Origin of the sequence: Escherichia sp. E4385 (assembly GCF_963883145.1) — a bacterium.
GTDB lineage: Bacteria > Pseudomonadota > Gammaproteobacteria > Enterobacterales > Enterobacteriaceae > Escherichia.
Genome location: NZ_CAWOOJ010000002.1, coordinates 231,379 through 256,898 on the forward strand (window position 1 = coordinate 231,379; position 25,520 = coordinate 256,898).

A 25,520-nucleotide genomic window follows, 5' to 3' on the forward strand; every position below is an offset into this window, starting at 1 on the left:
CTCTCATTATAAGTCGTCAAACACGCTAAGCGCGTCGGAGAGTTTTTTAACGCCAAAAATCTGCATCCCTTCCGGCGCTTTTTTCGGTACGTTAGCCGCCGGAACAATCGCCCGCCGAAAACCGTGTTTCGCCGCTTCCGAGATTCGTTCCTGGCCGCTGGGCACCGGGCGGATCTCCCCTGCCAGCCCGACTTCACCAAATACCACCAGATCCTGCGGTAGCGGTCTGTCACGCAGACTGGAAACCATCGCCAGCAGTAACGCTAAGTCGGCGCTGGTTTCGGTTACCTTCACGCCGCCGACCACGTTCACAAACACATCCTGATCGGCCATTTGCAGGCCGCCGTGACGGTGCAGCACCGCCAACAGGATCGCCAGACGGTTTTGTTCCAGCCCTACTGCCACGCGGCGTGGATTCGCCATCATCGAGTGATCGACCAGCGCCTGAATCTCCACCAGCAGTGGACGCGTTCCTTCCCATACCACCATCACTGAACTACCAGAGGTCACTTCATCGCCACGGCTTAAAAAGATGGCTGAAGGGTTGCTGACTTCACGCAGCCCCTGTTCGGTCATCGCAAATACGCCCAGCTCATTCACCGCGCCGAAGCGGTTTTTATGGCTGCGCAAGGTGCGAAAACGGGAGTCGGCATCGCCGTCCAGAAGCACCGAACAGTCGATACAGTGTTCCAGCACTTTAGGGCCAGCCAGTGAACCATCTTTGGTTACGTGACCGACCATGACAATCGCCACACCGCGTGTTTTGGCGAAGCGCGTCAGATAAGCCGCTGTTTCACGCACCTGCGCCACGCTGCCTGGCGATGACTGAACATCCGCCATATGCATCACCTGGATCGAGTCAATTACCATCAGCTTCGGTTGCTCTTCTTCGGCAATCAGGCAGATCTGCTCGATGCTGGTTTCCGACAACATATTGAGATTGTCGGTCGGCAGGCCAAGGCGATGAGCGCGCATTGCCACCTGTTGCAGCGACTCTTCGCCAGTGACATACAGCGTTTTCATCTGCTGCGCCAGTTTGCACAGCGTTTGCAGTAGCAGCGTGGATTTCCCGGCACCTGGGTTACCGCCAATCAGAATGGCGCTTCCCGGCACAACGCCGCCGCCTAATACGCGGTCGAACTCTTTAAATCCGGTGGAAAAACGCGGCAGCTCTTCAAGGCTGATATCGGAGAGTTTCTGGACTTTAGCCACTCCGGCGCTACCGGCATAGCCACTCAGACGCTCGTTACGCGCCACCGTTGGCGACGCAGCAAGACGCACCTCGGTGATGGTGTTCCAGGCATGACAGGCGCTGCACTGCCCCTGCCAGCGCGGATAATCGGCCCCGCATTCATTACAAACAAAGGCGCGTTTTGGAGCTTTTGCCACGGTGTACCTCGTTAATGCTGTGCCGCCCGCAGGATGACGGGCGGGCAATTACTTCTGATTCAGGCTGCCAGAGAGGATGCAGAATACCCCCATCAAGTCAGCGTGACGGATGGTGACTTCCGTCTTTTCATTCACTTTTGGCTTGGCATGGTAGGCAATCCCCAGCCCTGCCGCTTTGATCATCGGCAGGTCGTTGGCACCATCGCCAATCGCCACGGTTTGCGCCAGCGGAATATCATACTCCTGCGCCAGCCGGGTCAGGGTTTTCGCTTTGTACTGCGCGTCCACAATGTCGCCGATCACATTGCCGGTAAATTTACCGTCCATGATCTCCAGTTCATTGGCGACCACGGCGGTTAATCGCAGCTTGTCGCGCAGGTATTCAGCAAAGAAGGTAAAGCCGCCGGAGGCAATCGCCACTTTCCAGCCCAGCGTTTCTAGCTTCAGCACCAGTTGCGTTAAGCCTGGCATCAGCGGCAGATTTTCACGCACCTGTTGCAGAATATTGGCGTCAGCGCCTTTCAGCGTCGCCACGCGGCTACGCAGGCTAGCGGTAAAATCGAGTTCGCCGCGCATCGCCCGTTCGGTCACTTCCGCCACCATCTCGCCCGTTCCAGCCAGTTTGGCAATTTCATCAATACATTCTATCTGGATGGCGGTGGAGTCCATGTCCATCACCAGCAGACCCGGCGTGCGCAGGTGCGGGATTTTCCCCAGCGGCGCGACATCCAGCTGCGCCTCGTGGGCCAGGCGCGTAGCCCGGGCGGTGAGTGAACCTGCCAGACGAATCACCTGATAATCTTCCACGCACCAGGCGGCAACAATCACCATTGCCGCGCCCAGTTTGCTCTGGTATTGGGTCAGACGTTGTTTATCCAGCCCACGACCATACAGCAGCCAGCCGCTACGACCTGCGTGGTAATCCAGTGGCATCACTTCATCACCACTTAATGAAAGAGGCAGACCCGGCCATAAAGAGACATCTTCAGGCAGGTCGCACCAGGTAATGTTAGGCATTAAGGCTCCTGTAAAATCGTTCGAAGCAGGGAAAATAACGCATGAGGCTACCTTGTATCCATTGCTTCTGGCAACATTAAGTCTCAAATTTTCAACGGGTGGAATATGGCTCGCACAAAACTAAAATTCCGGCTGCATCGGGCAGTGATTGTCCTGTTCTGTCTCGCGTTGTTAGTCGCACTAATGCAGGGAGCATCATGGTTTAGTCAAAACCACCAGCGACAGCGTAATCCACAGCTGGAAGAACTGGCCCGTACCCTGGCGCATCAGGTAACCCTGAACGTTGCGCCGCTGATGCGTACCAACTCACCTGATGAAAAACGCATTCGGGCGATCCTCGATCAGTTGACGGACGAAAGTCGCATCCTCGACGCGGGTGTGTATGACGAACAAGGCGATCTTATCGCCCGCGCAGGCGAAAGCGTCGAGGTGCGCGACCGACTGGCGCTCGACGGTAAAAAAGCAGGTGGCTATTTTAACCAGCAGATTGTCGAACCGATTAAGGGGAAAAATGGACCGCTCGGCTATCTGCGCCTCACGCTCGATACCCATACGCTCGCCACCGAAGCCAAACAGGTGGATAACACCACCAATATTCTACGCCTGATGTTGCTGCTCTCGCTGGCAATCGGCGTGGTGCTGACTCGCACACTGTTGCAGGGTAAACGTACCCGCTGGCAGCAATCGCCCTTCCTGTTAACCGCCAGCAAACCGGTACCGGAAGAGGAAGAAAGCGAGAAAAAAGAGTGACCCATTACTACAAGAAAGGAAATCGTTATGTCCACATTACGCCTGCTCATCTCTGACTCTTACGATCCGTGGTTTAACCTGGCGGTGGAAGAGTGTATTTTTCGCCAGATGCCCGCCACGCAGCGCGTTCTGTTTCTCTGGCGCAATGCCGACACGGTAGTGATTGGTCGTGCGCAAAACCCGTGGAAAGAGTGTAATACCCGACGGATGGAAGAAGATAACGTCCGCCTGGCACGGCGCAGCAGCGGTGGCGGCGCGGTGTTCCACGATCTCGGCAATACCTGTTTTACGTTTATGGCTGGCAAGCCGGAATACGATAAAACCATCTCCACGGAGATTGTGCTTAATGCGCTGAACGCGCTCGGCGTCACCGCAGAAGCTTCCGGGCGCAACGATCTGGTGGTGAAAACCGCCGAAGGTGACCGCAAAGTCTCAGGCTCGGCCTATCGCGAAACCAAGGATCGCGGTTTCCACCATGGCACCTTGCTGCTCAATGCCGACCTCAGCCGCCTGGCAAACTATCTCAATCCGGATAAAAAGAAACTGGCGGCGAAAGGCATTACTTCAGTACGTTCCCGCGTGACCAATCTGACCGAGCTGCTACCGGGAATTACCCATGAGCAGGTTTGCGAGGCCATAACCGAGGCCTTTTTCGCCCATTATGGCGAGCGCACAGAAGCGGAAATAATCTCCCCGGACAAAACGCCAGACTTGCCGAACTTCGCCGAAACCTTTGCCCGCCAGAGTAGCTGGGAGTGGAACTTCGGTCAGGCTCCGGCGTTCTCGCATCTGCTGGACGAACGCTTTACCTGGGGCGGCGTAGAACTGCATTTCGACGTTGAAAAAGGCCATATCACCCGCGCCCAGGTGTTTACCGACAGCCTTAACCCCGCGCCGCTGGAAGCTCTCGCCGGACGGCTGCAAGGCTGTCTTTACCGCGCGGATATGCTGCAACAGGAGTGCGAAGCGCTGCTGGTCGACTTCCCTGAACAGGAAAAAGAGCTACGGGAGTTGTCGGCGTGGATAGCGGGGGCGGTACGGTAACTCGCTCATTAAAATATCCAGGGAAGGAAATATGATCGATCTGGAGAACCAGGAACGGGAGATTATCAATTTAATGTTCAGCCAGGGTATATCCTGGCTAGCCGCCGTGCGTATCAGGCATAAATTATCGCTTGCTGAAGTAAGTAAAATGTTAGGTATCTCGATTAATTCTCTAAAACGGATCGAAAAGACGGAACGGCTTAGCTCAAATATCAAAAGCAAAATGGCAGGAATTTATGGTTGTCCGCCAGAGTTGCTGATATGCCCTTACTGGATGACGGTTGAACATAAATGAATAGATTCGTGAATAGATACTTGAATGGATTTGATTTCCTATCCATATGAAAAATAATAGTAAATCTATAAATCAGTTGCTATTGATGAATAGATACTAAAAAGCCGGAGCAGTCTCCCGCTCCGGCTTAACACGACAATCGCCTTTCAGCGAAACACAATTACTCTTTATCGCCCAGCAGAACGGATTCCAGTGCGATTTTGATCATGTCGTTGAAGGTGGTCTGACGCTCTTCAGCAGTGGTCTGCTCGTGAGTACGGATATGGTCAGACACGGTGCAGATAGCCAGTGCTTTCGCACCAAACTCTGCAGCCACGCCGTAGATACCAGCCGCTTCCATTTCTACGCCGAGGATGCCGTATTTTTCCATCACGTCGAACATTTCGCCGTCCGGAGAGTAGAACAGGTCAGCGGAGAACAGGTTACCAACGCGCGCATCAACGCCCAGGGCTTTAGCTGCATCTACTGCGTTACGCACCATGTCGAAGTCAGCGATAGCCGCGAAGTCATGATCTTTAAAACGGATGCGGTTAACTTTGGAATCGGTGCAGGCCCCCATACCGATAACGACGTCACGCAGTTTTACGTGCGGCAGAACAGCGCCACAGGAACCTACGCGGATAATTTTCTTCACGCCGAAATCGGTGATCAGTTCTTTGGTGTAGATGGAGCAGGACGGGATACCCATACCGTGACCCATTACGGAAATTTTGCGGCCTTTGTAAGTACCGGTGAAGCCCAGCATACCGCGAACGTTGTTCACTTCACGGGCATCTTCAAGGAAAGTTTCAGCAATATACTTCGCACGCAGCGGGTCGCCAGGCATCAAAACTACGTCAGCGAAATCGCCCATTTCTGCATTAATGTGTGGGGTAGCCATCGTTTTATCCTTTTTGTGACATAACAAAGGCGGAGTCAACGCTCCGCCCAAATCCATCAGAACATGGCTTTGCCATATTCCATATCAGAAGTACCAAAATATTTTGCCAGAGTCTGGCCGATATCCGCGAAGGTTTCGCGGTGACCCAGCGAACCCGGTTTTACTTTCGGGCCGTAAACCAGTACCGGAATGTGTTCACGCGTGTGGTCAGTACCGGTCCAGGTCGGATCACAACCGTGGTCAGCGGTGAGGATCAGGATGTCGTCATCGCGCAGCAAAGACATCAGCTCCGGCAGACGGCGGTCGAACAGTTCCAGACCCGCAGCATAGCCTGCGACATCGCGACGGTGGCCCCAGGAAGAGTCGAAGTCAACGAAGTTGGTGAAGACGATGGTGTTATCACCCGCTTCCTTCATCTCTTTAATGGTGGCGTCAAACAGCGCGTCCAGGCCAGTCGCTTTCACTTTTTTGGTGATACCGCAGTTGGCGTAGATGTCTGCAATTTTACCGACCGAAACCACCTGGCCGTGTTTTTCATCAACCAGTTTCTGCAGCACGGTCGGTGCTGGCGGCTCAACAGCCAGGTCGTGACGGTTACCGGTACGCTGGAAGTTACCGGCTTTGTCGCCGATAAACGGACGAGCGATAACACGACCGATGTTGTAGCCGCCGTTGGTCAGCTCTTCACGGGCGATTTCACACAGTTCGTAGAGTTTATCCAGACCGAAAGTTTCTTCATGGCAGGCAATCTGGAACACAGAGTCAGCGGAGGTATAGAAAATCGGCTTGCCGGTTTTCATGTGCTCTTCGCCCAGTTGATCCAGGATGACCGTACCGGAAGAGTGGCAGTTACCGAGGTAACCTGGCAGGTTAGCGCGTTCAACCAGTTTATCCAGCAGCTCTTGCGGGAAGCTGTTTTCGTGATCGGAGAAGTATCCCCACTCAAACAGAACCGGGACACCGGCGATTTCCCAGTGACCGGACGGGGTATCTTTACCGGATGACATTTCGTGCGCCCATGCGTACGCGCCGATAACTTCAGCGTTGCCGTCCATTCCTGCCGGAATGAAACCGGTAGAACCTTCATGTGCTTTCGCCAGCCCCAGACGGGTCAGATTTGGCAGATTGAGCGGGCCTTTACGACCGTTATCAGCTTCGCCTTTGGCACAGGCTTCTGCGATATGACCCAGGGTGTCAGCCCCGACGTCACCAAAGCGTTCTGCATCTTCTGTAGCGCCGATGCCGAATGAGTCCAGCACCATAATAAATGCACGTTTCATATGTTCTCCGTACTCAGTGCTTCAAATTTAAATGATCAGATCAGTATACCGTTATTCGCTGATACGACGATAGACAGTTGGTGTGCTTTCCGGTGCTTTATCGGCAAGTTTAATTGCCGCTTTCACCGCTTTCGCCGCTTCCTGCCAGCTGTTCTCGTCTTTCGCGTGGATAACCGCCAGCGGACGCTGACCGTCTACCTGGTCGCCCAGACGCGCCATATCAGTAAAGCCGACGCTGTAATCGATGGTGTCAGATGCCTGACGGCGACCGCCGCCCATCGCAACCACTGCCATTCCCAGCGCACGGGTATCCATTTCACTGACAAAACCTTCGGTATCAGCATAGACTGCTTTCGTCAGCATCGCTGTCGGCAGATACTTCGCGTAGTTCTCAACGAAGTCGGTCGGGCCTTTTTGTGCTGCCACCATACGACCAAAGACTTCTGCCGCTTTACCGTTGTCCAGCACCGCCTGCAATTTTGCGCGCGCTTCGGCGTCATCTTTCGCCAGTTTACCGGAGATAAGCATCTCCACGCACAGCGCCATCGTGACATCAAACAGACGCGGGTTACGATACTCACCCGTCAGGAACTGCACCGCTTCACGTACTTCAACCGCATTACCTGCACTGGAGGCCAGCACCTGATTCATATCGGTGAGCAGCGCGGTGGTGCGCACGCCAGCGCCGTTAGCCACGCCAACAATCGCTTCGGCAAGGGCTTCAGAGAGTTCGTAGGTTGGCATAAACGCGCCGCTACCCACTTTCACGTCCATCACCAGCGCGTCCAGACCTTCCGCCAGTTTCTTCGCCAGGATCGAGGCGGTGATCAGCGGGATGGAATCCACGGTTGCGGTAATATCGCGGGTCGCGTAGAAACGTTTATCCGCCGGAGCCAGTGAGCTGGTCTGACCGATAATCGCCACACCGACGTCTTTAATGATTTCGCGGAAACGGTTGTCATCCGGGAAGATGTCGAAGCCAGGGATGGATTCCAGTTTGTCGAGCGTGCCGCCAGTATGACCGAGGCCGCGACCGGAGATCATCGGAATGTAACCGCCGCAGGCTGCGACCATTGGCCCTAACATCAACGAAGTGACATCGCCGACGCCACCGGTGGAATGTTTATCAACAATCGGGCCATTCAGATGCAGGCTTTTCCAGTCGAGAACGGTTCCTGAATCTCGCATCGCCATGGTCAGCGAGACACGCTCCGGCATCGTCATATCGTGGAAGAAAATGGTCATCGCGAGAGCGGCAATCTGCCCTTCGGAGATAGTGTTGTCGCGAATGCCGTTGATAAAGAAACGAATTTCTTCATCGCTCAGCGCATGACCATCACGTTTTTTACGAATAATTTCTTGTGCGAGAAACAAGGTAACCTCCCGTGGAAAAGAGTATGAGGCGGCTTTTGCCGGATGCGTCTACGCCTTATCCGGCCTACGGGTAGATACGTCTCGTAGGCCTGATAAGTGCAGCGCATCAGGCGCAAAGCATCTTACTTAGTAGCTGCTGGCGCTCTTACCGTCGCCGTGGCCCAGCGCTTTCAGCAGGCTTGCCAGCAGGCTGGAAGCGCCAAAGCGGTAGTGACGCGCATCTGCCCAGTCAGCACCGAACAGCTCATCTGCGATGGCGAGATATTTCTGCGCATCTTCCGCAGTACGCACGCCACCCGCCGGTTTGAAACCAACGGTTTTCTCTACGCCCATATCACGGATCACTTCCATCATGATGCGCGCGCTTTCCGGCGTCGCGTTCACTGCCACTTTACCGGTAGAGGTTTTGATGAAGTCGGCACCCGCTTTGATGGAGATTTCAGACGCTTTGCGGATCAGCGCTTCGTCTTTCAGTTCGCCGGTTTCGATGATCACTTTCAGCAGTACATTCGCTGCCGCGCAAGCCTCTTTACAGGCTTTCACCAGATCAAAACCAACTTGCTCGTTGCCCGCCATCAGCGCACGGTACGGGAACACCACGTCAACTTCATCAGCACCGTAGGCGATTGCCGCACGGGTTTCTGCCAGCGCAATTTCAATGTCATCATTACCGTGTGGGAAGTTGGTTACCGTAGCAATACGGATTTCCGGGGTGCCCTGCTCTTTCAGCGTTTTGCGAGCAATCGGGATAAAGCGAGGATAGATACAGATAGCAGCGGTATTGCCGACCGGAGTTTTGGCCTGATGACACAGGGCGATCACTTTCTCGTCGGTGTCGTCGTCATTCAGGGTGGTCAGGTCCATCAATTTCAGTGCACGCAGGCTGCTTGTTTTCAGATCAGTCATTTCATTCTCCTGGCTTGTCGCCAATAAAATTCACCTTGCGAGTTTGTTAGTATTCTAACATCGACTCCGCAACACACTTCGATATACATCACAATTAAGAAAATCTACTTACAAATTTGCATTACGGTAATGCGATCTGGTTCAAATAATTCACTTTCAAATGAATGCACCGGTGGTGACAAACGCATCAGGATCAAAGTGAACATCACGAAACTTCTTACAATGGCGCATCACCTTTGGCATAAAAGGAAAAGAAGATGCCCACTTCTCACGAGATTGCACTGCAACAACGTTGCCAGCAAATTGTCACAAGCCCGGTGCTTAGTCCGGAGCAGAAACGCCATTTTCTGGCGCTTGAAGCAGAAAACAATCTGCCTTATCCGCAGCTGCCTGCCGAAGCCCGCCGCGCGCTGGATGAAGGCGTAATCTGCGATATGTTTGAAGGTCATGCGCCGTACAAACCGCGCTATGTCTTACCCGATTACGCCCGTTTTCTGGCGAACGGTTCCGAATGGCTGGAGCTGGAAGGCGCGAAAGATCTTGATGACGCGCTCTCTCTGTTGACCATTCTTTATCATCATGTCCCTTCGGTCACATCGATGCCGGTCTACCTGGGGCAGCTGGATGCGTTGTTGCAACCGTATGTTAGAATTCTAACACAAGACGAGATCGACATTCGAATAAAACGTTTCTGGCGTTACCTCGACAGAACCCTGCCAGACGCCTTTATGCATGCCAATATCGGCCCGTCTGATTCGCCCATTACCCGAGCGATTTTACGCGCAGATGCAGAGCTGAAGCAGGTTTCACCGAACCTGACCTTTATCTACGATCCTGAAATTACCCCTGATGACCTGCTGCTGGAAGTGGCGAAAAACATCTGTGAATGTAGCAAACCGCACATCGCCAACGGCCCGGTGCATGATAAAATTTTCACAAAAGGGGGCTACGGGATTGTGAGCTGTTACAACTCACTGCCGCTGGCGGGGGGTGGCAGCACGCTGGTGCGCCTTAACCTGAAAGCCATTGCCGAGCGCAGTGAATCGCTGGAAGACTTCTTTACGCGCACTCTACCGCACTACTGCCAACAGCAGATCGCCATCATCGATGCGCGGTGTGAATTCCTCTATCAACAATCACACTTCTTTGAGAATAGCTTCCTGGTGAAAGAAGAGCTGATTAACCCTGAACGTTTTGTGCCAATGTTTGGCATGTATGGGCTGGCGGAAGCGGTTAACTTGCTGTGCGAGAAAGAAGGGATTGCCGCGCGCTACGGTAAAGAAACCGCTGCAAATGAAGTGGGTTATCGCATCAGCGCGCAACTGGCGGAGTTTGTCGCCAATACCCCTGTGAAATATGGCTGGCAAAAACGCGCCATGTTGCACGCACAGTCGGGGATCAGTTCTGATATCGGCACCACGCCGGGCGCACGCTTGCCGTATGGCGATGAGCCAGATCCGATCACCCATCTGCAAACTGTCGCCCCGCATCATGCTTATTATTATTCCGGCATCAGCGACATTCTGACGCTCGATGAAACCATCAAACGTAATCCGCAGGCGCTGGTACAGCTTTGCCTCGGTGCCTTTAAAGCCGGAATGCGTGAGTTTACCGCCAATGTCAGCGGTAACGATCTGGTTCGCGTTACCGGTTATATGGTGCGTTTGTCGGATTTAGAAAAATATCGCGCCGAAGGTTCACGCACCAACACCACCTGGCTGGGCGAAGAGGCCGCACGTAACACTCGTATTCTGGAACGCCAGCCGCGCGTGATAAGCCATGAACAGCAGATGCGCTTTAGTCAGTAAGATTATCCCCTTCTCCTGCGTTGACGGGCCAGGCAGTCGTCTGGCTCTGTTTTTGCAGGGCTGCAATCTGCGCTGCAAAAATTGTCACAATCCGTGGACGATGGGGCGCTGTAATGATTGCGGAGAGTGCGTGCCACAGTGTCCGCATCAGGCGTTGCAGATTGTTGACGGCAAAGTGCTGTGGAACGCTATGGTCTGCGAGCAATGTGATACCTGCCTGAAGATGTGTCCGCAGCATGCCACGCCAATGGCGCAATCCATGAGCGTGGATGAGGTGCTTAGCCATGTCCGCAAAGCGGTGCTGTTTATTGAAGGGATAACGGTGAGCGGCGGCGAAGCCACGACCCAGCTGCCGTTTGTGGTGGCGCTGTTTACTGCTATCAAAAATGATCCGCAACTGCGCCACCTCACCTGTCTGGTGGACAGTAACGGTATGTTGAGCGAAACCGGCTGGGAAAAATTACTCCCGGTTTGCGACGGCGCGATGCTCGATCTCAAAGCGTGGGGGAGCGCGTGCCATCAACAGCTAACCGGACGCGATAATCAGCAGATTAAGCGCAGCATCTGTTTGCTGGCAGAGCGCGGCAAGCTGGCGGAACTGCGTTTGCTGGTAATCCCTGGCCAGGTGGATTATTTGCAACACATCGATGAGCTGGCGGCGTTTATCAAGGGACTTGGCGATGTTCCGGTTCGCCTGAACGCGTTTCATGCCCACGGCGTGTATGGCGAGGCGCAAAGCTGGGCGAGCGCCACGCCGGAAGACGTTGAGCCGTTGGCTGATGCGTTACGGGAGCGCGGGGTGAGCCGGTTGATATTTCCGGCGCTGTATTTGTGACATGCCGGATGCGGCGTGAACGCCTTATCCGACACGAAAGACAAACTACCCACATACGTTAAACACCGCATACGTGTTATTAAGCAACACTTCGGCAATCTCATCCGCAGGTTCCGGGCGTAACTCGCAAAGCACAGCAAACACACGGGCAGCCTGCTCCGGGTGGTTAGGCTGCCCCTGAAAACCGTTGAGCGGCATATCCGGCGCGTCGGTTTCCAGCAACAACGATGCCAGCGGTAATCTTGCGATGACATCGCGGGTTTTACTGGCGCGTGGATAGGTGATAGTACCGCCTACGCCAATTTTGTAGCCCAGCTGTACAAACCGTTCGGCCTGCTGCAAGCTGCCGGAAAAACCGTGAACCACGCCAGTGCACGGCAAATCGTGACGCTTAAGATGCATCGCCAGTTTGTCGTGCGTGCGCCGTGAATGAAGGATCACCGGCAGAGCGTAGCGTTTCGCCAGTTTCAGTTGTTCGTCGAGCAACCACTGCTGCCTCTCAAATTGCGGATCGTCGCCAAAGAGATCCAGGCCGATCTCCCCCACCGCCACCACCTTCGCCGGACGCCTTTCCAGCGCCTGCTGTAGCTGATCAAGAGACACATCGTTATGTTTTTCCAACATACCAGGATGCAAGCCCAATGCGGCATACAGTGGCTGATAATTTTCCGCCAGCGCCAACACGCGGGTAAAATTTGCCGCCTCGGTTGCCGGAACAATAATCTTGCCTACGCCCGCTTGTGCCGCGCGTTGCAGGCTGGCCTCTTCATCGCCGCTAAACGGCGGGAAATCAAAATGGCAGTGGGTGTCGATAAAACGGCAAATCAAGCCAGATCCTCATTGTTAAATGTCGGGTCGTTCGCCTGCGGAGCGTCGCTCACTTCGGCAACCAGCGTATCGTTGGCGACTGGCGCAGGCGGAATGACTATCGATTCCGGCGTCACCACTGGCACCAGATGGCGGGTAAGCGGCGCTTTTTCAGTTAATAGCTTGCCAACCGTGGCGAGGAAATAACGACCGCATAAACGCCCAAGTTTATAGTCTTCGCGCAGTGCCGGAAGCCGACTACCGAGCGCAATACTATGCAATGGCTTCGGCGGATAAATTTCGAATATCCGCAGCTTGCCCGGTGGTTTCTCAATAAACTGCTGAATGTCACGATAGCTGGTTTCATGATGCTGCACCAGATTGACCAGCGGCTGCAGGCTACTGTCACCCAGCCAGCGTTCCATGCGCTTGAACCACTGCGGCGTGTAGTACATTTGTGACGGCACGGTGCGGATGACGACCAACGTTTTTGCTCCCTGCCTTGCCGCCTCTTTAACAGGAATCGCATCACTGATCCCACCATCCAGGTAGTTAATGCCTTCCAGCGACACTCCGCTACGATAAAAACCAGGTATCGCACTGGAGGCGCGAATCACATCCAGCCAGTTTTGTTTGGTTGGTAAAAAGTAATTCGGCGCGTAGTCATCCTGACGACAGGCACACATATAAAAGGATTTACCGCTGTCAAACAGCCGCGCGGCGGTGTCCATTTGCAACGGCATCTGGCTTGCGGTGGCCTCCACCAGCCAGTCGAGATCGATAAGATTTCCTCCACGTACAAAGCGCACTGGATCGAAAAATTCGCGTTTTGTGGTATAGCGCATGATGACTTTGCGCGCGTAACCGGGCTGATTGCAGATATATGCCGAAAGGTTCTGCGCCCCGGCAGATGTGCCGAGATAAAGATCGAAAGGATTAAACTGCGCGCGCATAAACTCATCCAGCACACCAGCCGTGAAAATTCCACGCTGCCCGCCGCCTTCGCACACCAGAGCAATTCGTCCAGGCTGGAACGGCCTTAGCGACAACGGCGCAATATTACCAAGCGTTACAGGTATTCGCTGCCCCACCTCTGCCTTCCTGTTTTTGTTGTGAAAGACTGACAAAGTAACGCAATTTATTATTCGCTAAAACCGCAAAAGCCAGTCCGCTGGACTGGCCTTGTATAAAATTTTCTTAATAGTTTGAAATCTAGGGTCGTTTTCGGCCCATAAACAAACTCACCAGGAACAGAATAATCCCGACGACAAAGACAATTTTAGCTGCGCCTGCAGCGGTACCGGCCAGACCACCAAACCCAAGTGCGGCGGCGATTAACGCGATAACCAGAAATATGATGCCCCAACGAAACATAAGCGTCTCCTTTACCATAGTTAATGTCACCGCTTGATATGAGCGTGAAAATCACTCAATGCGATATTTTTAGTGTGGTGCACATCGCGCCTCCCGACAAAGTTCAGGAGAACGAATTACGACGAATTACTTAGTTTTCAGATCATTTTTAACGCTTTTCACACCATCTACCGCTTTGGCGATACTTTCAGCACGGTCGCTTTGTGCCTGGGAATCGACGGTACCGGAGAGCTGAACCACGCCGTCGGTGGTTTCAACTTTCACATGACGGGAAGGGACGATGTCATCCGCCAGCAGTTTGGCTTTGATTTCACTGGTGGTGGCGGTGTCACCCGCATAGCCCTTCACAGAACCTTCTTTAGCGTCGCGAACGTGCAGTTTGTCGCTGACAGAGGTCACGCCTTCAACGCCTTTCGCCACTTTCACAGCCTCTTCGGCCTGGGCCTGGCTTTCAACGAAACCACTCAGGGTCACCACTTTTTGATCGGTTTTGACAGAGATATCAGTGCTCTTGATGTTGTCATGATCCACCAGGGCCGCCTTCACTTTCGCGGTGATGGCGCTGTCATCCATGAAATTACCGACTTTATTCATAGAGCTATCGACTTTTTGCCCTGCGCTTTCATTGGTTGTCTGCGCGCTGTTTTCCGCAAAAGCAGAGCCGGTCGCGACGGCAGAGGTCAACATTACAGCCAGCAGAGTTTTCGAAATCTTCAGTCTTGTCATAGTCATCGATTTATTCCTGTATGTTTGCTCGTAATTTGAGCCAGGCAACACGAGGTTGCATTGCTGAAAGGGAGAGACTTCACCCTGTACAGAAGTCAATGGTCGCCATCACAAAAGCGATGAGTGATGAATAACGACCATTACAGCCTCTGAATCAGTTATTAATATCAATCGGATGACAGTTAACGGTTTTAAATACTGATATCTACGTATTGATCGGTATTTAAAGCCGTCAAAAATGTCATCACTTTGTTAAATATAGATCACAATTTTGAAACCGCTCGCCGTATCGACTAAAAAATGCGCAAACATAAGCAAAAGCGAATGTTTTAAGAACATTCCGCAAGCGGCTAATAAGGAAGGGAAATTGACAGGGCGCGGCGGTTACCGCGCCCTGGAGGCAAGAATTAATGCTCGCGGGTCTGGTGGAACTGAACGTCCGGGTAACGCTCCTGCGCCAGGCGCAGGTTGACCATGCTGGTAGCGATGTAAGCGAGGTTGTCGCCGCCATCCAGCGCCAGTTGGCTTTCGTTCTTACGCTTGAACTCTTCGAATTTCTTCGCATCCGCGCATTCTACCCAGCGGGCGGTGGCGACGTTGACTGACTCATACACCGCTTCGACGTTGTATTCGCTCTTCAGGCGCGATACCACCACATCAAACTGCAGCACACCAACCGCACCAACGATCAGATCGTTGTTGGAGATCGGACGGAACACCTGCACCGCGCCCTCTTCGGAAAGCTGTACCAGCCCTTTGAGCAGCTGTTTTTGCTTCAGCGGATCTTTCAGGCGGATGCGACGGAACAGTTCTGGCGCGAAGTTCGGAATACCGGTGAACTTCATCATCTCACCCTGGGTAAAGGTGTCGCCGATCTGAATAGTGCCATGGTTGTGCAGACCAAGGATGTCGCCCGGATACGCTTCTTCAACGTGCGAACGGTCGCCCGCCATAAAGGTCAGCGCGTCGGAGATCACCACATCTTTCGCGGTGCGCACCTGGCGCAGTTTCATGCCTTTTTCATATTTACCGGACACCACACGCATAAACGCCACGCGATCGCGGTGTTTCGGGTCCATGTTGGCCTGAATTTTAAATACGAAGCCGGTAAATTTATCTTCGCTCGCTTCTACGGTACGGGTATCGGTCTGACGCGGCATCGGCGCAGGCGCCCACTCCACCAGGCCATCCAGCATATGATCGACGCCGAAGTTACCCAGCGCAGTACCGAAGAATACCGGGGTGATTTCGCCCGCAAGGAACAGCTCTTTGTCGAACTCGTTAGACGCGCCTTTAACCAGTTCCAGTTCGTCACGCAGTTGTTGTGCCAGATCTTCACCGACTGCTGCGTCGAGATCCGGGTTATTCAGCCCTTTAACAATGCGGACTTCCTGAATGGTGTGGCCTTTACCGCTCTGATAGAGATAGGTTTCATCTTTATAAAGGTGGTACACGCCTTTAAACAGCTTGCCGCAGCCGATCGGCCAGGTGATCGGCGCACAGCCGATTTTCAGCTCGTTCTCAACTTCATCGAGCAGCTCCATCGGGTCGCGGATATCACGGTCAAGTTTGTTCATAAAGGTGAGGATCGGTGTATCGCGCAGACGGGTAACTTCCATCAGCTTACGGGTACGATCTTCAACACCTTTTGCGGCGTCGATAACCATCAGGCAGCAGTCCACCGCGGTCAGAGTACGATAGGTATCTTCCGAGAAGTCTTCGTGCCCCGGGGTGTCGAGCAGGTTAACCAGGCAGTCATGATACGGAAACTGCATCACAGACGTAGTAATGGAGATCCCACGCTGCTTTTCCATTTCCATCCAGTCCGACTTGGCGTGCTGGTTAGAACCACGGCCTTTTACCGTACCGGCGGTCTGAATGGCCTGTCCGAACAGCAGCACCTTCTCGGTGATGGTAGTCTTACCGGCGTCCGGGTGAGAAATAATGGCAAAAGTGCGGCGCTTCGCCACCTCTTGCAAATAAGGAGACAACGTCATAATTCTTTCTTCTTGAGTAAGCGGCATCGCGCCGCGCTTGTTGAAAACGAAAAATTGCGGCTATTTTACCCATCAACGGGGGGGAGGCAATCAGTGTTTACACAGGAGCTGCTCCAGTTCGTGCAACGAAGAGACGGTCCAGGTGGGCGCGATGCCTTCTGGTTGCTCGCGATTGTGCGCATTCAGCCAGCAGGTCGCAAGCCCGGCGTTGATGCCACCGAGAATATCGGACTCGGCAGTGTCGCCAACCATCAGCACGCGTGAACGGTCAGGATTGCCCGCCTGTTCCAGCGCATAATCGAAAATTTTCTTATTCGGTTTGGCAACGCCAACTTCTTCGGAAATCACCAGCAAATCGAAATAATCACGCAAACCCGTGCGTTCCAGACGCACTTGCTGCAAGGCGCTAAAACCGTTGGTGATGATGCCGATTTTGGCGTTGCCACGAATGGCGTTAAGCAGGGAAACCGCGCCCGGCAGCGGCGTGCAGATTTCTGCCATCGCATTAATGAAGGCATCGTTGAGTTTACCCGGCTCGACGTTCAGCCGTTCGGCCCAACTTTCAAAACGCCCGTGCTGAAGCTGTAATGAAGTGATTGCGCCGTTTTGATAATCCACCCAGAGTGGCTTGTTAACGGCCTGATAGTCCTGAAAATCTTCAGCGGTAAAGGTGACGCTGTAATCAAGAAACATCCGCTGCAAGCCGGTGAATGAGTCAAAGGTAAACAGCGTTTCATCGGCATCAAAGAAAATCCAGTCCCACTTCATTATTCCACCTTGTCTTACATACTGATTGGCAACGCCATGATGATGGCGTCTTCGCGACCGTCCGTGGTGGGGTAGTAATTGCGGCGAATCGTCGCCTCGTTAAAGCCTAAACTTTCGTACAGGGCAATGGCGGCAGCGTTTGAGGCACGGACTTCCAGCCAGAGCGTCGCCACGCCGCGTTTTTCCAGTTCGTCGATCAGATGTTCCAGCAGCGCCCTTCCCAGCCCCTGACGCTGATACTCGGGATCGACCGCAATATTGAACAATGTAGCTTCATCCAGCACCACTTGCGTAATCGCAAACGCCGCCATTTTGCCGTTTTGCGTTAACTGAAAGTTGAGATAGCGCTCGCCCTGATTGCTGGCAAACGTTTTTTCACTCCACGGAAAGGCGTGGGCGCGTTGTTCAATGTGGAAAGCCGCTGGTAAATCAGTCGTTTCGAGGGAAGAAATCGTGTTCATATGTGCAAATTTGTTGCCATAATGCGGCGCGTGCCGTTGGGTTTGCCCGTAATTCGGTGAGCGCCGGTGATGCCACCTGAGCGCCTTCCAGTGATAGCGGTTCGTCAGTACCCAACCGCCAGCTGTTGCAGCGACTGCCTTGCGGCAGCATCGCGATCCTATCTGGCGTCAGTTGCAGCACTTGATCGGGGCTGACGGTTAATGCACGCAGAACGTCGCTCACCAGGGGATCGGTCAGGGCGGGAAGATCGTTTGCCACCATCACCAAACGGACGTGTGCCGGGATCGTAATGGCAATCTCCCCCTGCAACGCGCCAGGGCGACGCAGCGACCACTGGGTAATGCCCAGTTGCTGTAACTGCCAGTCTCGTCGGGATGTCATAGCGAATCGCTCCTGTTGTCAGGGGCGCAAATATAGCAAATTCGTCGATACCGCGCCAACATATGGCTATAATCGCCGCCAGTATCAATTGAGGAGCATTCCATGTCTGCATTTACCCCGGCAAGTGAAGTCTTGCTGCGTCACAGTGATGATTTCGAACAAAGCCGTATTCTGTTTGCCGGAGACTTACAGGATGACCTGCCCGCGCGTTTAGATACCGCGGCCAGCCGTGCTCATACCCAGCAATTCCACCACTGGCAGGTGTTAAGCCGCCAGATGGGGGATAACGCCCGTTTTAGTCTGGTCGCCACAGCGGATGATGTCGCAGATTGCGATACGCTGATTTACTACTGGCCGAAGAATAAACCAGAAGCCCAGTTCCAGTTGATGAATTTACTTTCTCTGCTGCCGGTGGGGACGGATATTTTTGTCGTTGGCGAGAACCGCAGCGGCGTACGCAGCGCCGAGCAGATGCTGGCCGATTATGCGCCGCTGAATAAGGTAGACAGCGCCCGTCGCTGTGGCCTCTATTTTGGTCGTCTGGAAAAACAGCCGGTGTTTGATGCCGATAAATTCTGGGGCGAATACAGCGTCGATGGCCTGACGGTCAAAACGCTGCCTGGCGTGTTTAGCCGCGACGGTCTGGATGTCGGTAGCCAGTTGCTGCTCTCGACGTTAACTCCGCACACCAAAGGTAAAGTGCTGGATGTCGGCTGTGGCGCGGGCGTGCTTTCGGTTGCCTTTGCGCGCCATTCGCCAAAAATTCGTCTCACTCTGTGCGATGTCTCTGCGCCAGCGGTAGAAGCCAGCCGCGCGACGCTTGCTGCCAACGGTGTTGAAGGTGAAGTCTTTGCCAGCAACGTCTTTTCCGAAGTGAAAGGTCGTTTTGATATGATCATCTCCAACCCGCCGTTCCACGATGGGATGCAAACCAGCCTGGATGCGGCGCAAACGCTGATTCGCGGCGCGGTGCGTCATCTTAACAGCGGCGGCGAGCTGCGAATTGTAGCGAACGCCTTCCTGCCTTATCCGGATGTGCTGGATGAGACATTTGGCTTCCATGAAGTTATCGCGCAAACCGGGCGCTTCAAGGTGTATCGCGCCATTATGACCCGCCAGGCGAAGAAAGGTTAAGTATCTGGCACCTGTCGCCGCATGTCGTGTTGGATGCGGCGTGAACGCCTTATCCGACCGACAAACGAATTATCCACAATCCGCTGATGGCCATTTTTCCAGCAATTACACATCAGGCGATAATTAACTATTGACGAAAAGCTGAAAACCACTAGAATGCGCCTCCGTGGTAGCAATTCTTTTTTAAGAATTGATGGTATGCGAAGGTGGCGGAATTGGTAGACGCGCTAGCTTCAGGTGTTAGTGTCCTTTCGGACGTGGGGGTTCAAGTCCCCCCCCTCGCACCAAAAACCACGTTGATATTGCTCGCACTGGGCGAAGGTGGCGGAATTGGTAGACGCGCTAGCTTCAGGTGTTAGTGTCCTTACGGACGTGGGGGTTCAAGTCCCCCCCCTCGCACCAATTATCTTTACTTCCTTTCTTGTTGCTTCCCTGTTTTATCATCCCTGATTCAGATTCATTATCATCAGCATGATGCCAGCAATAAGCGCCAGGCACGATGGTAGCAAAACGTAATGCCGCAACTGTTTGTGATACAGCATCACCGGCGTCAATACTAATCCCATCAGAATGATAATCCGCCACTGATCTGACGATAAATCCGCATACATCAGCCCTGCAATCAGCAATCCCGGCAGCAAGACTCCCCAGCCACTGCCCAGCGTACGTTGCAACATGGTTTCATCTCTTTCATTGATAATGATAACTAATATCATATGATAATTTTTATCATTTGCAAGCCAGAGAAATCCCTTGCTATCGGGTAAACCTATCGCTAGGATTAGCAATCATTATCATTTAGATTACTATCCCGATTATGGCCTATCGTTCCGCACCGCTCTATGAAGATGTTATCTGGCGAACACATCTCCAGCCGCAGGATGCTGGGCTTGCACAAGCCGTACGTGCGACGATCGCCGAACATCGTGAACATTTGCTGGAGTTTATCCGTCTGGATGAACCCGCCCCGCTTAACGCCATGACGCTGGCGCAATGGTCCTCTCCCAATGCGCTAAGTTCTCTACTGGCGGTCTATTCCGATCATATTTACCGCAATCAACCAATGATGATCCGCGAGAACAAACCGCTGATCTCACTGTGGGCGCAGTGGTATATCGGCCTGATGGTGCCGCCATTAATGCTGGCGCTGCTGACGCAGGATAAAGCGTTAGATCTTTCCCCGGAACATTTCCACGTTGAGTTTCACGAAACCGGTCGTGCTGCCTGTTTCTGGGTCGATGTGTGTGAAGATAAAAACGCAACATCACATTCGCCACAGCAGCGAATGGAAACGTTAATCAGCCAGGCGCTGGTTCCGGTTGTGCAGGCATTAGAAGCGACAGGTGAAATTAACGGCAAACTTATCTGGAGTAATACCGGTTATTTGATTAACTGGTATCTGACCGAGATGAAGCAGTTGCTTGGCGAGGCGTTAGTTGAATCGCTCCGCCATGCCCTGTTCTTTGAGAAAACGCTCTCCAGCGGCGAAGATAATCCATTGTGGCGCACAGTCGTGCTGCGCGACGGCCTGCTGGTGCGCCGCACCTGTTGCCAGCGTTATCGCTTACCGGATGTGCAACAGTGTGGGGATTGCACGCTGAAATAAGCACACTGCCGGGAGGATAAACCCGGCATTAAGTAGATTAATATGGATGCAACACATTACTTGTTTCTGAAATCCGCATACATAACAGAATATCTGCCGCCTCAAGCAATCCGGCATCAGAACTGACACCCAGTTTCGACATCACATTAAATTTATGCGCGCGGATCGTTTTTATATTCCGTTTAAGCTGTTCAGCAATTTGCGTCATTGAGTAGCCACGCGACATAAACCGTAATATTTCCCTCTCCGTCGGGCTCAGCGTCCGGCTTTGATTAATATACCACTGGTTGTTCAGTCGATCGGTCGCCTGACGTACGCCATTTAATGACAGAAACAGCTCCTGGTGAAAAACATCCAGTGTTGATGCTTTACTTAACACACCATCCAAAGGAGAAGGCGATAATGAGCCAATCAACCGCGCTTCAATATCATCATCCGCAATAACCAAACGCCGGGTACGTGGAAATTTGATTGCCAGCTCAGTCAGACAAGATAATCCCTCCCTGCGCTCAGTTCTCATGGCAGAAAAAGAAAAAATGACCGCCGCAAATGAAACCCGCGACATAGCATCCTGAAAAGCCTCCTGGCTGGTGTACGTATAGAGTTTATAAGGATTACCCGCAAACTTTCTGAATAAACTCTCAATACCGATACTGCTCATGACGCACTTTTCTATGAGTGCGACATTTCTCTTCTTAATTCGGTTGTGTTCCATTCCGCGGCATCTCCATAAACAGAAGGCAAGTTAAGTTCCCTTGCCCCCTGTGCGCTATTAATCCATGCATACATCTCAGCGTTACTGTGAATTGCCAGCCGACGCATCGCACTGTTTTTTTGTGCGCTGATGGTTTTATTGCTTTTCTTAAGCAATGAAGCTATTTGGTTGATGCCCCATCCTTTACCTAACAGCCGCAGTACCTTGCGTTCAGAAAGGGTAAGAATCACGGTGCGATAACCAAATTCCTGAATTTCCGGCATTGCAGGCGACGTCAGCATGGCGCTGATGCGATCTGCATGGACATTGCCGGAACGAACGGTCTTGACCAGATTCTCAATGGGCTCGATATCGGACAGTAACGTCGCAGTTGGACACATAAGCAGTTCCACCGCCTGAGAGTACCAGGCTCGCGAAACCATGAAAACCCAATGAATTTCCCGGTATTGTGAGATCAATGAATAGTAATGTTCACAAACAGAACGCGGATCTTCTGTTTGTCCGGCTAAATCGGCAATAACTAACCCAGCACGACGTAATTGTAATATGGTCAGCTCCTCCGCAGAGGTGCTACTCGTTATATCGTATTCAGGGAGATGGGTCCTCATGACCTCTTTTAACCCTGCCTGCATAACGGGTATTTTACTGATAACAATTCCATTTTTGCAGCATCCTGGCAACATATATCCTCCATATCCACTGTCTATAAATTATGATGGTTTATTCAGGATATTCACCCTTCAAATGATTCCAACAAATTAATAGATTGAGCGAATAATTTATCCTTAGCATTCACTTCATATCAGTTTACCCCAGCCACACAAAAAATCCTTTGTATGTTTCAGGAGACTAGCATCAAATAATAACCTGGAAAAATACCTCTGACACATTTAAAATATCTAAATTATGTTGTTAGTAATACTTAATCAAAACCCTCAAAATCAATCAGTTTAAGATATCATTTAAAATAACGAATAAAAGTTAAATGAAACGCCTTTAGCCAGAATATCAAGAAAAAAACCAATAAAAACTGAAGGGTATTTCTTACCAGAAACCGAAAAAAATGATTTCACCGGTCATTACTCAAACGCGTAAAAACAAAACGATAAATTCATTTTAATGATAATATTCATGGAATTATTTATTCCACTCAAAACTTGCATCGCTTCCCTTCAGCGAACTCATCACCGCAACCAGGATTAATCAGCGCAATTTTGATCTTAACCAACGTCAAAACAGCCATGCTTCGTGATACAAAAGGGTTCTCATTTTTTGAAAAATACGCAACGCGTCTATGACAAAGGGCGAGTTATGCAAACAGAGCAACAGCGAGCCGTTACACGGCTATGTATCCAGTGCGGATTATTTCTTTTACAACATGGTGCGGAAAGTGCGTTGGTTGATGAGCTTTCCTCACGACTGGGTCGGGCGTTAGGGATGGACTGCGTCGAAAGTTCTATCTCTTCGAACGCCATAGTGCTGACCACCATTAAAGATGGTCAATGTCTGACATCTACGCGCAAAAACCACGATCGCGGCATTAATATGCATGTGGTTACTGAGGTACAACACATTGTGATTCTGGCGGAACATAAGCTGCTGGATTACAAAGGTGTTGAGAAACGTTTTAGCCAAATACATCCCCTGCGCTATCCGCGTTGGCTGGTCGCGTTGATGGTGGGACTCTCTTGCGCCTGTTTCTGTAAACTGAATAACGGTGGTTGGGATGGTGCGTTGATTACATTCTTCGCCAGTATGATCGCCATGTATATCCGCCAGCTACTGGCACAACGCCACCTCCATCCACAAATAAACTTTTGCATCACTGCCTTCGCCGCCACCACAATTTCTGGCCTTCTTCTACAACTTCCGACATTCAGTCATACGCCTACTGTGGCAATGGCGGCCAGTGTTCTTTTACTGGTGCCGGGTTTTCCGTTGATAAATGCTGTAGCCGATATGTTTAAAGGTCATATAAATACCGGACTGGCACGCTGGGCGATTGCCAGCCTGCTGACACTGGCAACCTGCGTTGGCGTGGTGATGGCACTCACAATTTGGGGGCTACGCGGATGGGTGTAATCGAATTTCTATTAGCATTAGCGCAGGATATGATTCTCGCGGCAATCCCAGCAGTCGGCTTTGCGATGGTGTTCAACGTGCCAATCCGGGCATTACGCTGGTGTGCGCTGCTTGGCGCGATGGGTCATGGTTCGCGAATGATTTTAATGACTACTGGACTCAATATTGAGTGGTCGACGTTTATGGCTTCGCTACTGGTCGGCACCATTGGTATTCAGTGGTCGCGCTGGTATCTGGCGCACCCGAAAGTCTTTACCGTGGCGGCTGTAATTCCGATGTTCCCGGGCATCCCGGCGTATACTGCAATGATTTCAGCGGTAAAAATCAGTCAGTTAGGTTACAGCGAGCCGTTAATGATTACCCTGTTAACTAACTTTCTTACCGCTTCATCAATTGTTGGCGCGTTATCCATCGGTCTTTCCGTTCCTGGATTGTGGTTGTACCGCAAGCGCCCCCGCGTATAAAATTGCCTCGCTTAAAGCACATGGATGAGAGGCTGCCTGGCCTCATCCGTGTGTTACTATAAAAGTAATCTCCCTTCTCGTTCATCGTTCCATATTGAGAAACAGTATGTCCTCCAGAGTTTTGACCCCGGACGTCGTTGGTATTGACGCCCTGGTACACGATCACCAAACCGTTCTGGCAAAAGCAGAAGGCGGCATGGTTGCCGTATTTGCCAACAATGCCCCGGCGTTTTATGCCGTTACGCCCGCGCGTCTTGCTGAACTGCTGGCGTTGGAAGAAAAACTGACGCGTCCGGGAAGTGACGTGGCCCTGGACGATCAACTCTATCAGGAACCGCAAGCCGCCCCCGTTGCCGTACCCATGGGTAAATTCGCCATGTACCCAGACTGGCAACCCGATACCGACTTTATCCGTCAGGCGGCATTATGGGGCGTGGCGCTAAAAGAGCCGGTAACCGCCGAAGAACTGGCGTCATTTATTTCTTATTGGCAGGCGGAAGGCAAAGTCTTCCATCATGTGCAGTGGCAACAAAAACTGGCGCGCAGCCTGCAAATAGGTCGTGCCAGCAATGGCGGATTAACGAAACGAGATGTGAACACAGTCAGTGAACCTGACAGCCAAATTCCACCGGGATTCAGAGGGTAACGATGAAAAACGTTGGCGACCTGATGCAACGTCTGCAAAAAATGATGCCAGCCCATATCAAACCCGCCTTCAAAACGGGTGAAGAACTTCTGGCGTGGCAGAAAGAACAAGGGGCACTCCGCGCCGCCGCTCTTGAGCGCGAGAATCGGGCGATGAAAATGCAGCGTACCTTTAACCGCTCCGGCATTCGTCCGCTGCATCAAAACTGCTCCTTTGAGAACTATCGTGTTGAGTGCGAAGGGCAGATGAATGCGTTGAGCAAAGCGCGCCAGTATGTCGAAGAGTTCGACGGCAACATCGCCAGCTTTATCTTTTCTGGCAAGCCGGGAACGGGCAAAAACCATCTGGCGGCGGCAATCTGCAACGAACTGCTGCTACGCGGTAAATCCGTATTGATCATCACCGTGGCCGATATTATGTCGGCGATGAAAGATACCTTCAGAAATAGCGGTACCAGCGAAGAACAACTGCTTAACGATCTGAGCAACGTTGATCTGCTGGTGATCGATGAGATCGGCGTGCAGACCGAATCGAAATACGAAAAAGTGATCATCAACCAGATCGTCGATCGCCGCTCTTCTTCCAAACGCCCGACCGGGATGCTGACCAACAGCAATATGGACGAGATGACCAAGTTACTGGGCGAACGCGTTATGGATCGTATGCGCCTGGGTAACAGTCTGTGGGTTATTTTTAACTGGGAAAGCTATCGTAGCCGGGTAACGGGTAAAGAGTATTAATCCTCCTTTCCGGCGCTATACTGCGACACAATTCCACCTT

Annotated in this window: 28 protein-coding genes and 2 tRNA genes; 13 read left to right on the plus strand and 17 right to left on the minus strand. The window is 52.3% G+C overall.

From position 1 onward, the window contains the following. Positions 1-6 precede the first annotated feature (6 nt). Together radA and serB are read right to left on the minus strand one after the other, a co-directional pair. The gene (gene radA / locus AACS80_RS03565) at positions 7-1,389 is read right to left on the minus strand and encodes a DNA repair protein RadA (RefSeq protein WP_001029698.1); all 1,383 of its coding nucleotides are present in this window, start codon (positions 1,387-1,389) and stop codon (positions 7-9) included. Positions 1,390-1,437: 48 nt separating this feature from the next. Further along, positions 1,438-2,406 (minus strand): phosphoserine phosphatase, encoded by a 969-nt coding sequence (gene serB / locus AACS80_RS03570; RefSeq protein ID WP_130204788.1) that lies wholly within the window; start codon positions 2,404-2,406, stop codon positions 1,438-1,440. 105 nt (positions 2,407-2,511) lie between these two features. On the opposite strand from serB, the gene AACS80_RS03575 reads away from it, so the two are divergent. The 3 genes from AACS80_RS03575 to AACS80_RS03585 are packed head-to-tail and all read left to right on the plus strand — an operon-like array spanning position 2,512 to position 4,495. Further along, the gene (locus AACS80_RS03575) at positions 2,512-3,156 is read left to right on the plus strand and encodes a YtjB family periplasmic protein (RefSeq protein ID WP_130204786.1); all 645 of its coding nucleotides are present in this window, start codon (positions 2,512-2,514) and stop codon (positions 3,154-3,156) included. A 27-nt stretch (positions 3,157-3,183) separates the two neighbouring features. Beyond that, a complete protein-coding gene (lplA, locus tag AACS80_RS03580) occupies positions 3,184-4,200 on the plus strand; it encodes a lipoate--protein ligase LplA (RefSeq protein WP_130221684.1) in 1,017 nt (338 codons plus the stop codon). Between the two features lie 31 nt (positions 4,201-4,231). Further along, a complete protein-coding gene (locus AACS80_RS03585; protein ID WP_130217528.1) occupies positions 4,232-4,495 on the plus strand; it encodes a helix-turn-helix domain-containing protein in 264 nt (87 codons plus the stop codon). Positions 4,496-4,655: 160 nt separating this feature from the next. On the opposite strand, the gene deoD is transcribed toward AACS80_RS03585, so the two are convergent. From deoD to deoC, 4 genes are all read right to left on the minus strand, one after another. Next, positions 4,656-5,375 (minus strand): purine-nucleoside phosphorylase, encoded by a 720-nt coding sequence (gene deoD / locus AACS80_RS03590; RefSeq protein WP_000224878.1) that lies wholly within the window; start codon positions 5,373-5,375, stop codon positions 4,656-4,658. Between the two features lie 56 nt (positions 5,376-5,431). Further along, complete coding sequence (gene deoB / locus AACS80_RS03595) at positions 5,432-6,655, minus strand: phosphopentomutase (RefSeq protein WP_000816471.1); 1,224 nt, start codon at positions 6,653-6,655, stop codon at positions 5,432-5,434. Between the two features lie 51 nt (positions 6,656-6,706). Continuing rightward, the gene (deoA, locus tag AACS80_RS03600; RefSeq protein WP_000477811.1) at positions 6,707-8,029 is read right to left on the minus strand and encodes a thymidine phosphorylase; all 1,323 of its coding nucleotides are present in this window, start codon (positions 8,027-8,029) and stop codon (positions 6,707-6,709) included. A gap of 126 nt (positions 8,030-8,155) precedes the next feature. Further along, positions 8,156-8,935, minus strand: a complete 780-nt coding sequence (gene deoC, locus AACS80_RS03605) for a deoxyribose-phosphate aldolase (RefSeq protein ID WP_088544469.1) — start codon at positions 8,933-8,935, stop codon at positions 8,156-8,158. Positions 8,936-9,192: 257 nt separating this feature from the next. On the opposite strand from deoC, the gene AACS80_RS03610 reads away from it, so the two are divergent. Together AACS80_RS03610 and AACS80_RS03615 are read left to right on the plus strand one after the other, a co-directional pair. Then, positions 9,193-10,743: a YjjI family glycine radical enzyme gene (locus AACS80_RS03610; protein ID WP_135410920.1), complete on the plus strand. Its 1,551-nt coding sequence runs from the start codon at positions 9,193-9,195 to the stop codon at positions 10,741-10,743. Beyond that, positions 10,715-11,578, plus strand: a complete 864-nt coding sequence (locus AACS80_RS03615) for a YjjW family glycine radical enzyme activase (protein ID WP_130204776.1) — start codon at positions 10,715-10,717, stop codon at positions 11,576-11,578. The genes AACS80_RS03610 and AACS80_RS03615 overlap by 29 nt, the downstream gene beginning before the upstream one ends. A gap of 45 nt (positions 11,579-11,623) precedes the next feature. Here the strand turns inward: AACS80_RS03615 and AACS80_RS03620 are convergent, their stop codons facing one another. From AACS80_RS03620 to holD, 8 genes are all read right to left on the minus strand, one after another. Further along, positions 11,624-12,406, minus strand: coding sequence for a metal-dependent hydrolase (locus tag AACS80_RS03620; protein WP_135410919.1), 783 nt, complete (start codon positions 12,404-12,406; stop codon positions 11,624-11,626). Next, positions 12,403-13,476: a patatin-like phospholipase family protein gene (locus AACS80_RS03625; RefSeq protein WP_130204772.1), complete on the minus strand. Its 1,074-nt coding sequence runs from the start codon at positions 13,474-13,476 to the stop codon at positions 12,403-12,405. The genes AACS80_RS03620 and AACS80_RS03625 overlap by 4 nt, the downstream gene beginning before the upstream one ends. A 121-nt stretch (positions 13,477-13,597) precedes the next feature. Beyond that, a complete protein-coding gene (locus AACS80_RS03630) occupies positions 13,598-13,759 on the minus strand; it encodes a DUF1328 domain-containing protein (protein ID WP_000490275.1) in 162 nt (53 codons plus the stop codon). 126 nt (positions 13,760-13,885) lie between these two features. Then, a complete protein-coding gene (gene osmY / locus AACS80_RS03635; protein WP_130217540.1) occupies positions 13,886-14,491 on the minus strand; it encodes a molecular chaperone OsmY in 606 nt (201 codons plus the stop codon). A 401-nt stretch (positions 14,492-14,892) separates the two neighbouring features. Further along, on the minus strand, positions 14,893-16,482 hold the full coding sequence (gene prfC / locus AACS80_RS03640; RefSeq protein ID WP_000175943.1) for a peptide chain release factor 3: 1,590 nt from the start codon (positions 16,480-16,482) through the stop codon (positions 14,893-14,895). A 90-nt stretch (positions 16,483-16,572) separates the two neighbouring features. Continuing rightward, the gene (yjjG, locus tag AACS80_RS03645) at positions 16,573-17,250 is read right to left on the minus strand and encodes a pyrimidine 5'-nucleotidase (protein WP_000870705.1); all 678 of its coding nucleotides are present in this window, start codon (positions 17,248-17,250) and stop codon (positions 16,573-16,575) included. A 14-nt stretch (positions 17,251-17,264) separates the two neighbouring features. Further along, the gene (rimI, locus tag AACS80_RS03650; protein ID WP_135495090.1) at positions 17,265-17,711 is read right to left on the minus strand and encodes a ribosomal protein S18-alanine N-acetyltransferase; all 447 of its coding nucleotides are present in this window, start codon (positions 17,709-17,711) and stop codon (positions 17,265-17,267) included. Beyond that, the gene (holD, locus tag AACS80_RS03655) at positions 17,680-18,093 is read right to left on the minus strand and encodes a DNA polymerase III subunit psi (protein ID WP_135410918.1); all 414 of its coding nucleotides are present in this window, start codon (positions 18,091-18,093) and stop codon (positions 17,680-17,682) included. Before holD ends, rimI begins: the two co-directional genes overlap by 32 nt. 102 nt (positions 18,094-18,195) lie before the next feature. On the opposite strand from holD, the gene rsmC reads away from it, so the two are divergent. The 3 genes from rsmC to AACS80_RS03670 all read left to right on the plus strand — a co-directional run bounded on the left by rsmC (position 18,196) and on the right by AACS80_RS03670 (position 19,629). Continuing rightward, positions 18,196-19,227, plus strand: coding sequence for a 16S rRNA (guanine(1207)-N(2))-methyltransferase RsmC (gene rsmC, locus AACS80_RS03660; RefSeq protein ID WP_001272323.1), 1,032 nt, complete (start codon positions 18,196-18,198; stop codon positions 19,225-19,227). 200 nt (positions 19,228-19,427) lie between these two features. Then, positions 19,428-19,514: transfer RNA gene (locus AACS80_RS03665), tRNA-Leu, on the plus strand. A gap of 28 nt (positions 19,515-19,542) precedes the next feature. Beyond that, positions 19,543-19,629 (plus strand) — tRNA-Leu (locus AACS80_RS03670). 38 nt (positions 19,630-19,667) lie between these two features. Here the strand turns inward: AACS80_RS03670 and AACS80_RS03675 are convergent. Further along, on the minus strand, positions 19,668-19,904 hold the full coding sequence (locus AACS80_RS03675) for a DUF1435 domain-containing protein (protein WP_135410917.1): 237 nt from the start codon (positions 19,902-19,904) through the stop codon (positions 19,668-19,670). Between the two features lie 140 nt (positions 19,905-20,044). On the opposite strand from AACS80_RS03675, the gene fhuF reads away from it, so the two are divergent. After that, a complete protein-coding gene (gene fhuF / locus AACS80_RS03680) occupies positions 20,045-20,833 on the plus strand; it encodes a siderophore-iron reductase FhuF (protein WP_135410916.1) in 789 nt (262 codons plus the stop codon). A gap of 37 nt (positions 20,834-20,870) precedes the next feature. Here the strand turns inward: fhuF and bglJ are convergent, their stop codons facing one another. Both bglJ and AACS80_RS03690 read right to left on the minus strand, forming a co-directional pair. Continuing rightward, positions 20,871-21,548: a DNA-binding transcriptional activator BglJ gene (gene bglJ / locus AACS80_RS03685; RefSeq protein ID WP_130204762.1), complete on the minus strand. Its 678-nt coding sequence runs from the start codon at positions 21,546-21,548 to the stop codon at positions 20,871-20,873. Continuing rightward, positions 21,506-22,231 carry a helix-turn-helix domain-containing protein gene (locus AACS80_RS03690; RefSeq protein WP_130216547.1) on the minus strand — a complete coding sequence of 242 codons (726 nt, stop codon included), beginning with the start codon at positions 22,229-22,231 and terminating at the stop codon, positions 21,506-21,508. Before AACS80_RS03690 ends, bglJ begins: the two co-directional genes overlap by 43 nt. Positions 22,232-22,859: 628 nt before the next feature. Here AACS80_RS03690 and AACS80_RS03695 point away from each other — a divergent pair. From AACS80_RS03695 to dnaC, 4 genes are all read left to right on the plus strand, one after another. Next, positions 22,860-23,630, plus strand: coding sequence for a threonine/serine exporter family protein (locus tag AACS80_RS03695; protein WP_130204758.1), 771 nt, complete (start codon positions 22,860-22,862; stop codon positions 23,628-23,630). Continuing rightward, positions 23,621-24,094 (plus strand): threonine/serine exporter, encoded by a 474-nt coding sequence (locus tag AACS80_RS03700; RefSeq protein WP_130204757.1) that lies wholly within the window; start codon positions 23,621-23,623, stop codon positions 24,092-24,094. Before AACS80_RS03695 ends, AACS80_RS03700 begins: the two co-directional genes overlap by 10 nt. A 106-nt stretch (positions 24,095-24,200) precedes the next feature. Continuing rightward, the gene (dnaT, locus tag AACS80_RS03705; protein WP_130259582.1) at positions 24,201-24,740 is read left to right on the plus strand and encodes a primosomal protein DnaT; all 540 of its coding nucleotides are present in this window, start codon (positions 24,201-24,203) and stop codon (positions 24,738-24,740) included. Between the two features lie 2 nt (positions 24,741-24,742). Then, positions 24,743-25,480 carry a DNA replication protein DnaC gene (gene dnaC / locus AACS80_RS03710; protein ID WP_130204755.1) on the plus strand — a complete coding sequence of 246 codons (738 nt, stop codon included), beginning with the start codon at positions 24,743-24,745 and terminating at the stop codon, positions 25,478-25,480. The last annotated feature ends 40 nt before the right edge of the window (positions 25,481-25,520 follow it).

Coding starts and splice junctions, on each gene's coding strand:
- serB (WP_130204788.1), bottom strand. CDS start 2,406: ATGCCTAACATTACCTGGTGCGACCTGCCTGAAGATGTCTCTTTATGG.
- AACS80_RS03575 (WP_130204786.1), top strand. CDS start 2,512: ATGGCTCGCACAAAACTAAAATTCCGGCTGCATCGGGCAGTGATTGTC.
- lplA (WP_130221684.1), top strand. CDS start 3,184: ATGTCCACATTACGCCTGCTCATCTCTGACTCTTACGATCCGTGGTTT.
- AACS80_RS03585 (WP_130217528.1), top strand. CDS start 4,232: ATGATCGATCTGGAGAACCAGGAACGGGAGATTATCAATTTAATGTTC.
- deoD (WP_000224878.1), bottom strand. CDS start 5,375: ATGGCTACCCCACACATTAATGCAGAAATGGGCGATTTCGCTGACGTA.
- deoB (WP_000816471.1), bottom strand. CDS start 6,655: ATGAAACGTGCATTTATTATGGTGCTGGACTCATTCGGCATCGGCGCT.
- deoC (WP_088544469.1), bottom strand. CDS start 8,935: ATGACTGATCTGAAAACAAGCAGCCTGCGTGCACTGAAATTGATGGAC.
- AACS80_RS03610 (WP_135410920.1), top strand. CDS start 9,193: ATGCCCACTTCTCACGAGATTGCACTGCAACAACGTTGCCAGCAAATT.
- AACS80_RS03615 (WP_130204776.1), top strand. CDS start 10,715: ATGAACAGCAGATGCGCTTTAGTCAGTAAGATTATCCCCTTCTCCTGC.
- AACS80_RS03630 (WP_000490275.1), bottom strand. CDS start 13,759: ATGTTTCGTTGGGGCATCATATTTCTGGTTATCGCGTTAATCGCCGCC.
- osmY (WP_130217540.1), bottom strand. CDS start 14,491: ATGACTATGACAAGACTGAAGATTTCGAAAACTCTGCTGGCTGTAATG.
- prfC (WP_000175943.1), bottom strand. CDS start 16,482: ATGACGTTGTCTCCTTATTTGCAAGAGGTGGCGAAGCGCCGCACTTTT.
- yjjG (WP_000870705.1), bottom strand. CDS start 17,250: ATGAAGTGGGACTGGATTTTCTTTGATGCCGATGAAACGCTGTTTACC.
- rimI (WP_135495090.1), bottom strand. CDS start 17,711: ATGAACACGATTTCTTCCCTCGAAACGACTGATTTACCAGCGGCTTTC.
- holD (WP_135410918.1), bottom strand. CDS start 18,093: ATGACATCCCGACGAGACTGGCAGTTACAGCAACTGGGCATTACCCAG.
- rsmC (WP_001272323.1), top strand. CDS start 18,196: ATGTCTGCATTTACCCCGGCAAGTGAAGTCTTGCTGCGTCACAGTGAT.
- AACS80_RS03675 (WP_135410917.1), bottom strand. CDS start 19,904: ATGTTGCAACGTACGCTGGGCAGTGGCTGGGGAGTCTTGCTGCCGGGA.
- fhuF (WP_135410916.1), top strand. CDS start 20,045: ATGGCCTATCGTTCCGCACCGCTCTATGAAGATGTTATCTGGCGAACA.
- bglJ (WP_130204762.1), bottom strand. CDS start 21,548: ATGGAACACAACCGAATTAAGAAGAGAAATGTCGCACTCATAGAAAAG.
- AACS80_RS03690 (WP_130216547.1), bottom strand. CDS start 22,231: ATGTTGCCAGGATGCTGCAAAAATGGAATTGTTATCAGTAAAATACCC.
- AACS80_RS03695 (WP_130204758.1), top strand. CDS start 22,860: ATGCAAACAGAGCAACAGCGAGCCGTTACACGGCTATGTATCCAGTGC.
- AACS80_RS03700 (WP_130204757.1), top strand. CDS start 23,621: ATGGGTGTAATCGAATTTCTATTAGCATTAGCGCAGGATATGATTCTC.
- dnaT (WP_130259582.1), top strand. CDS start 24,201: ATGTCCTCCAGAGTTTTGACCCCGGACGTCGTTGGTATTGACGCCCTG.
- dnaC (WP_130204755.1), top strand. CDS start 24,743: ATGAAAAACGTTGGCGACCTGATGCAACGTCTGCAAAAAATGATGCCA.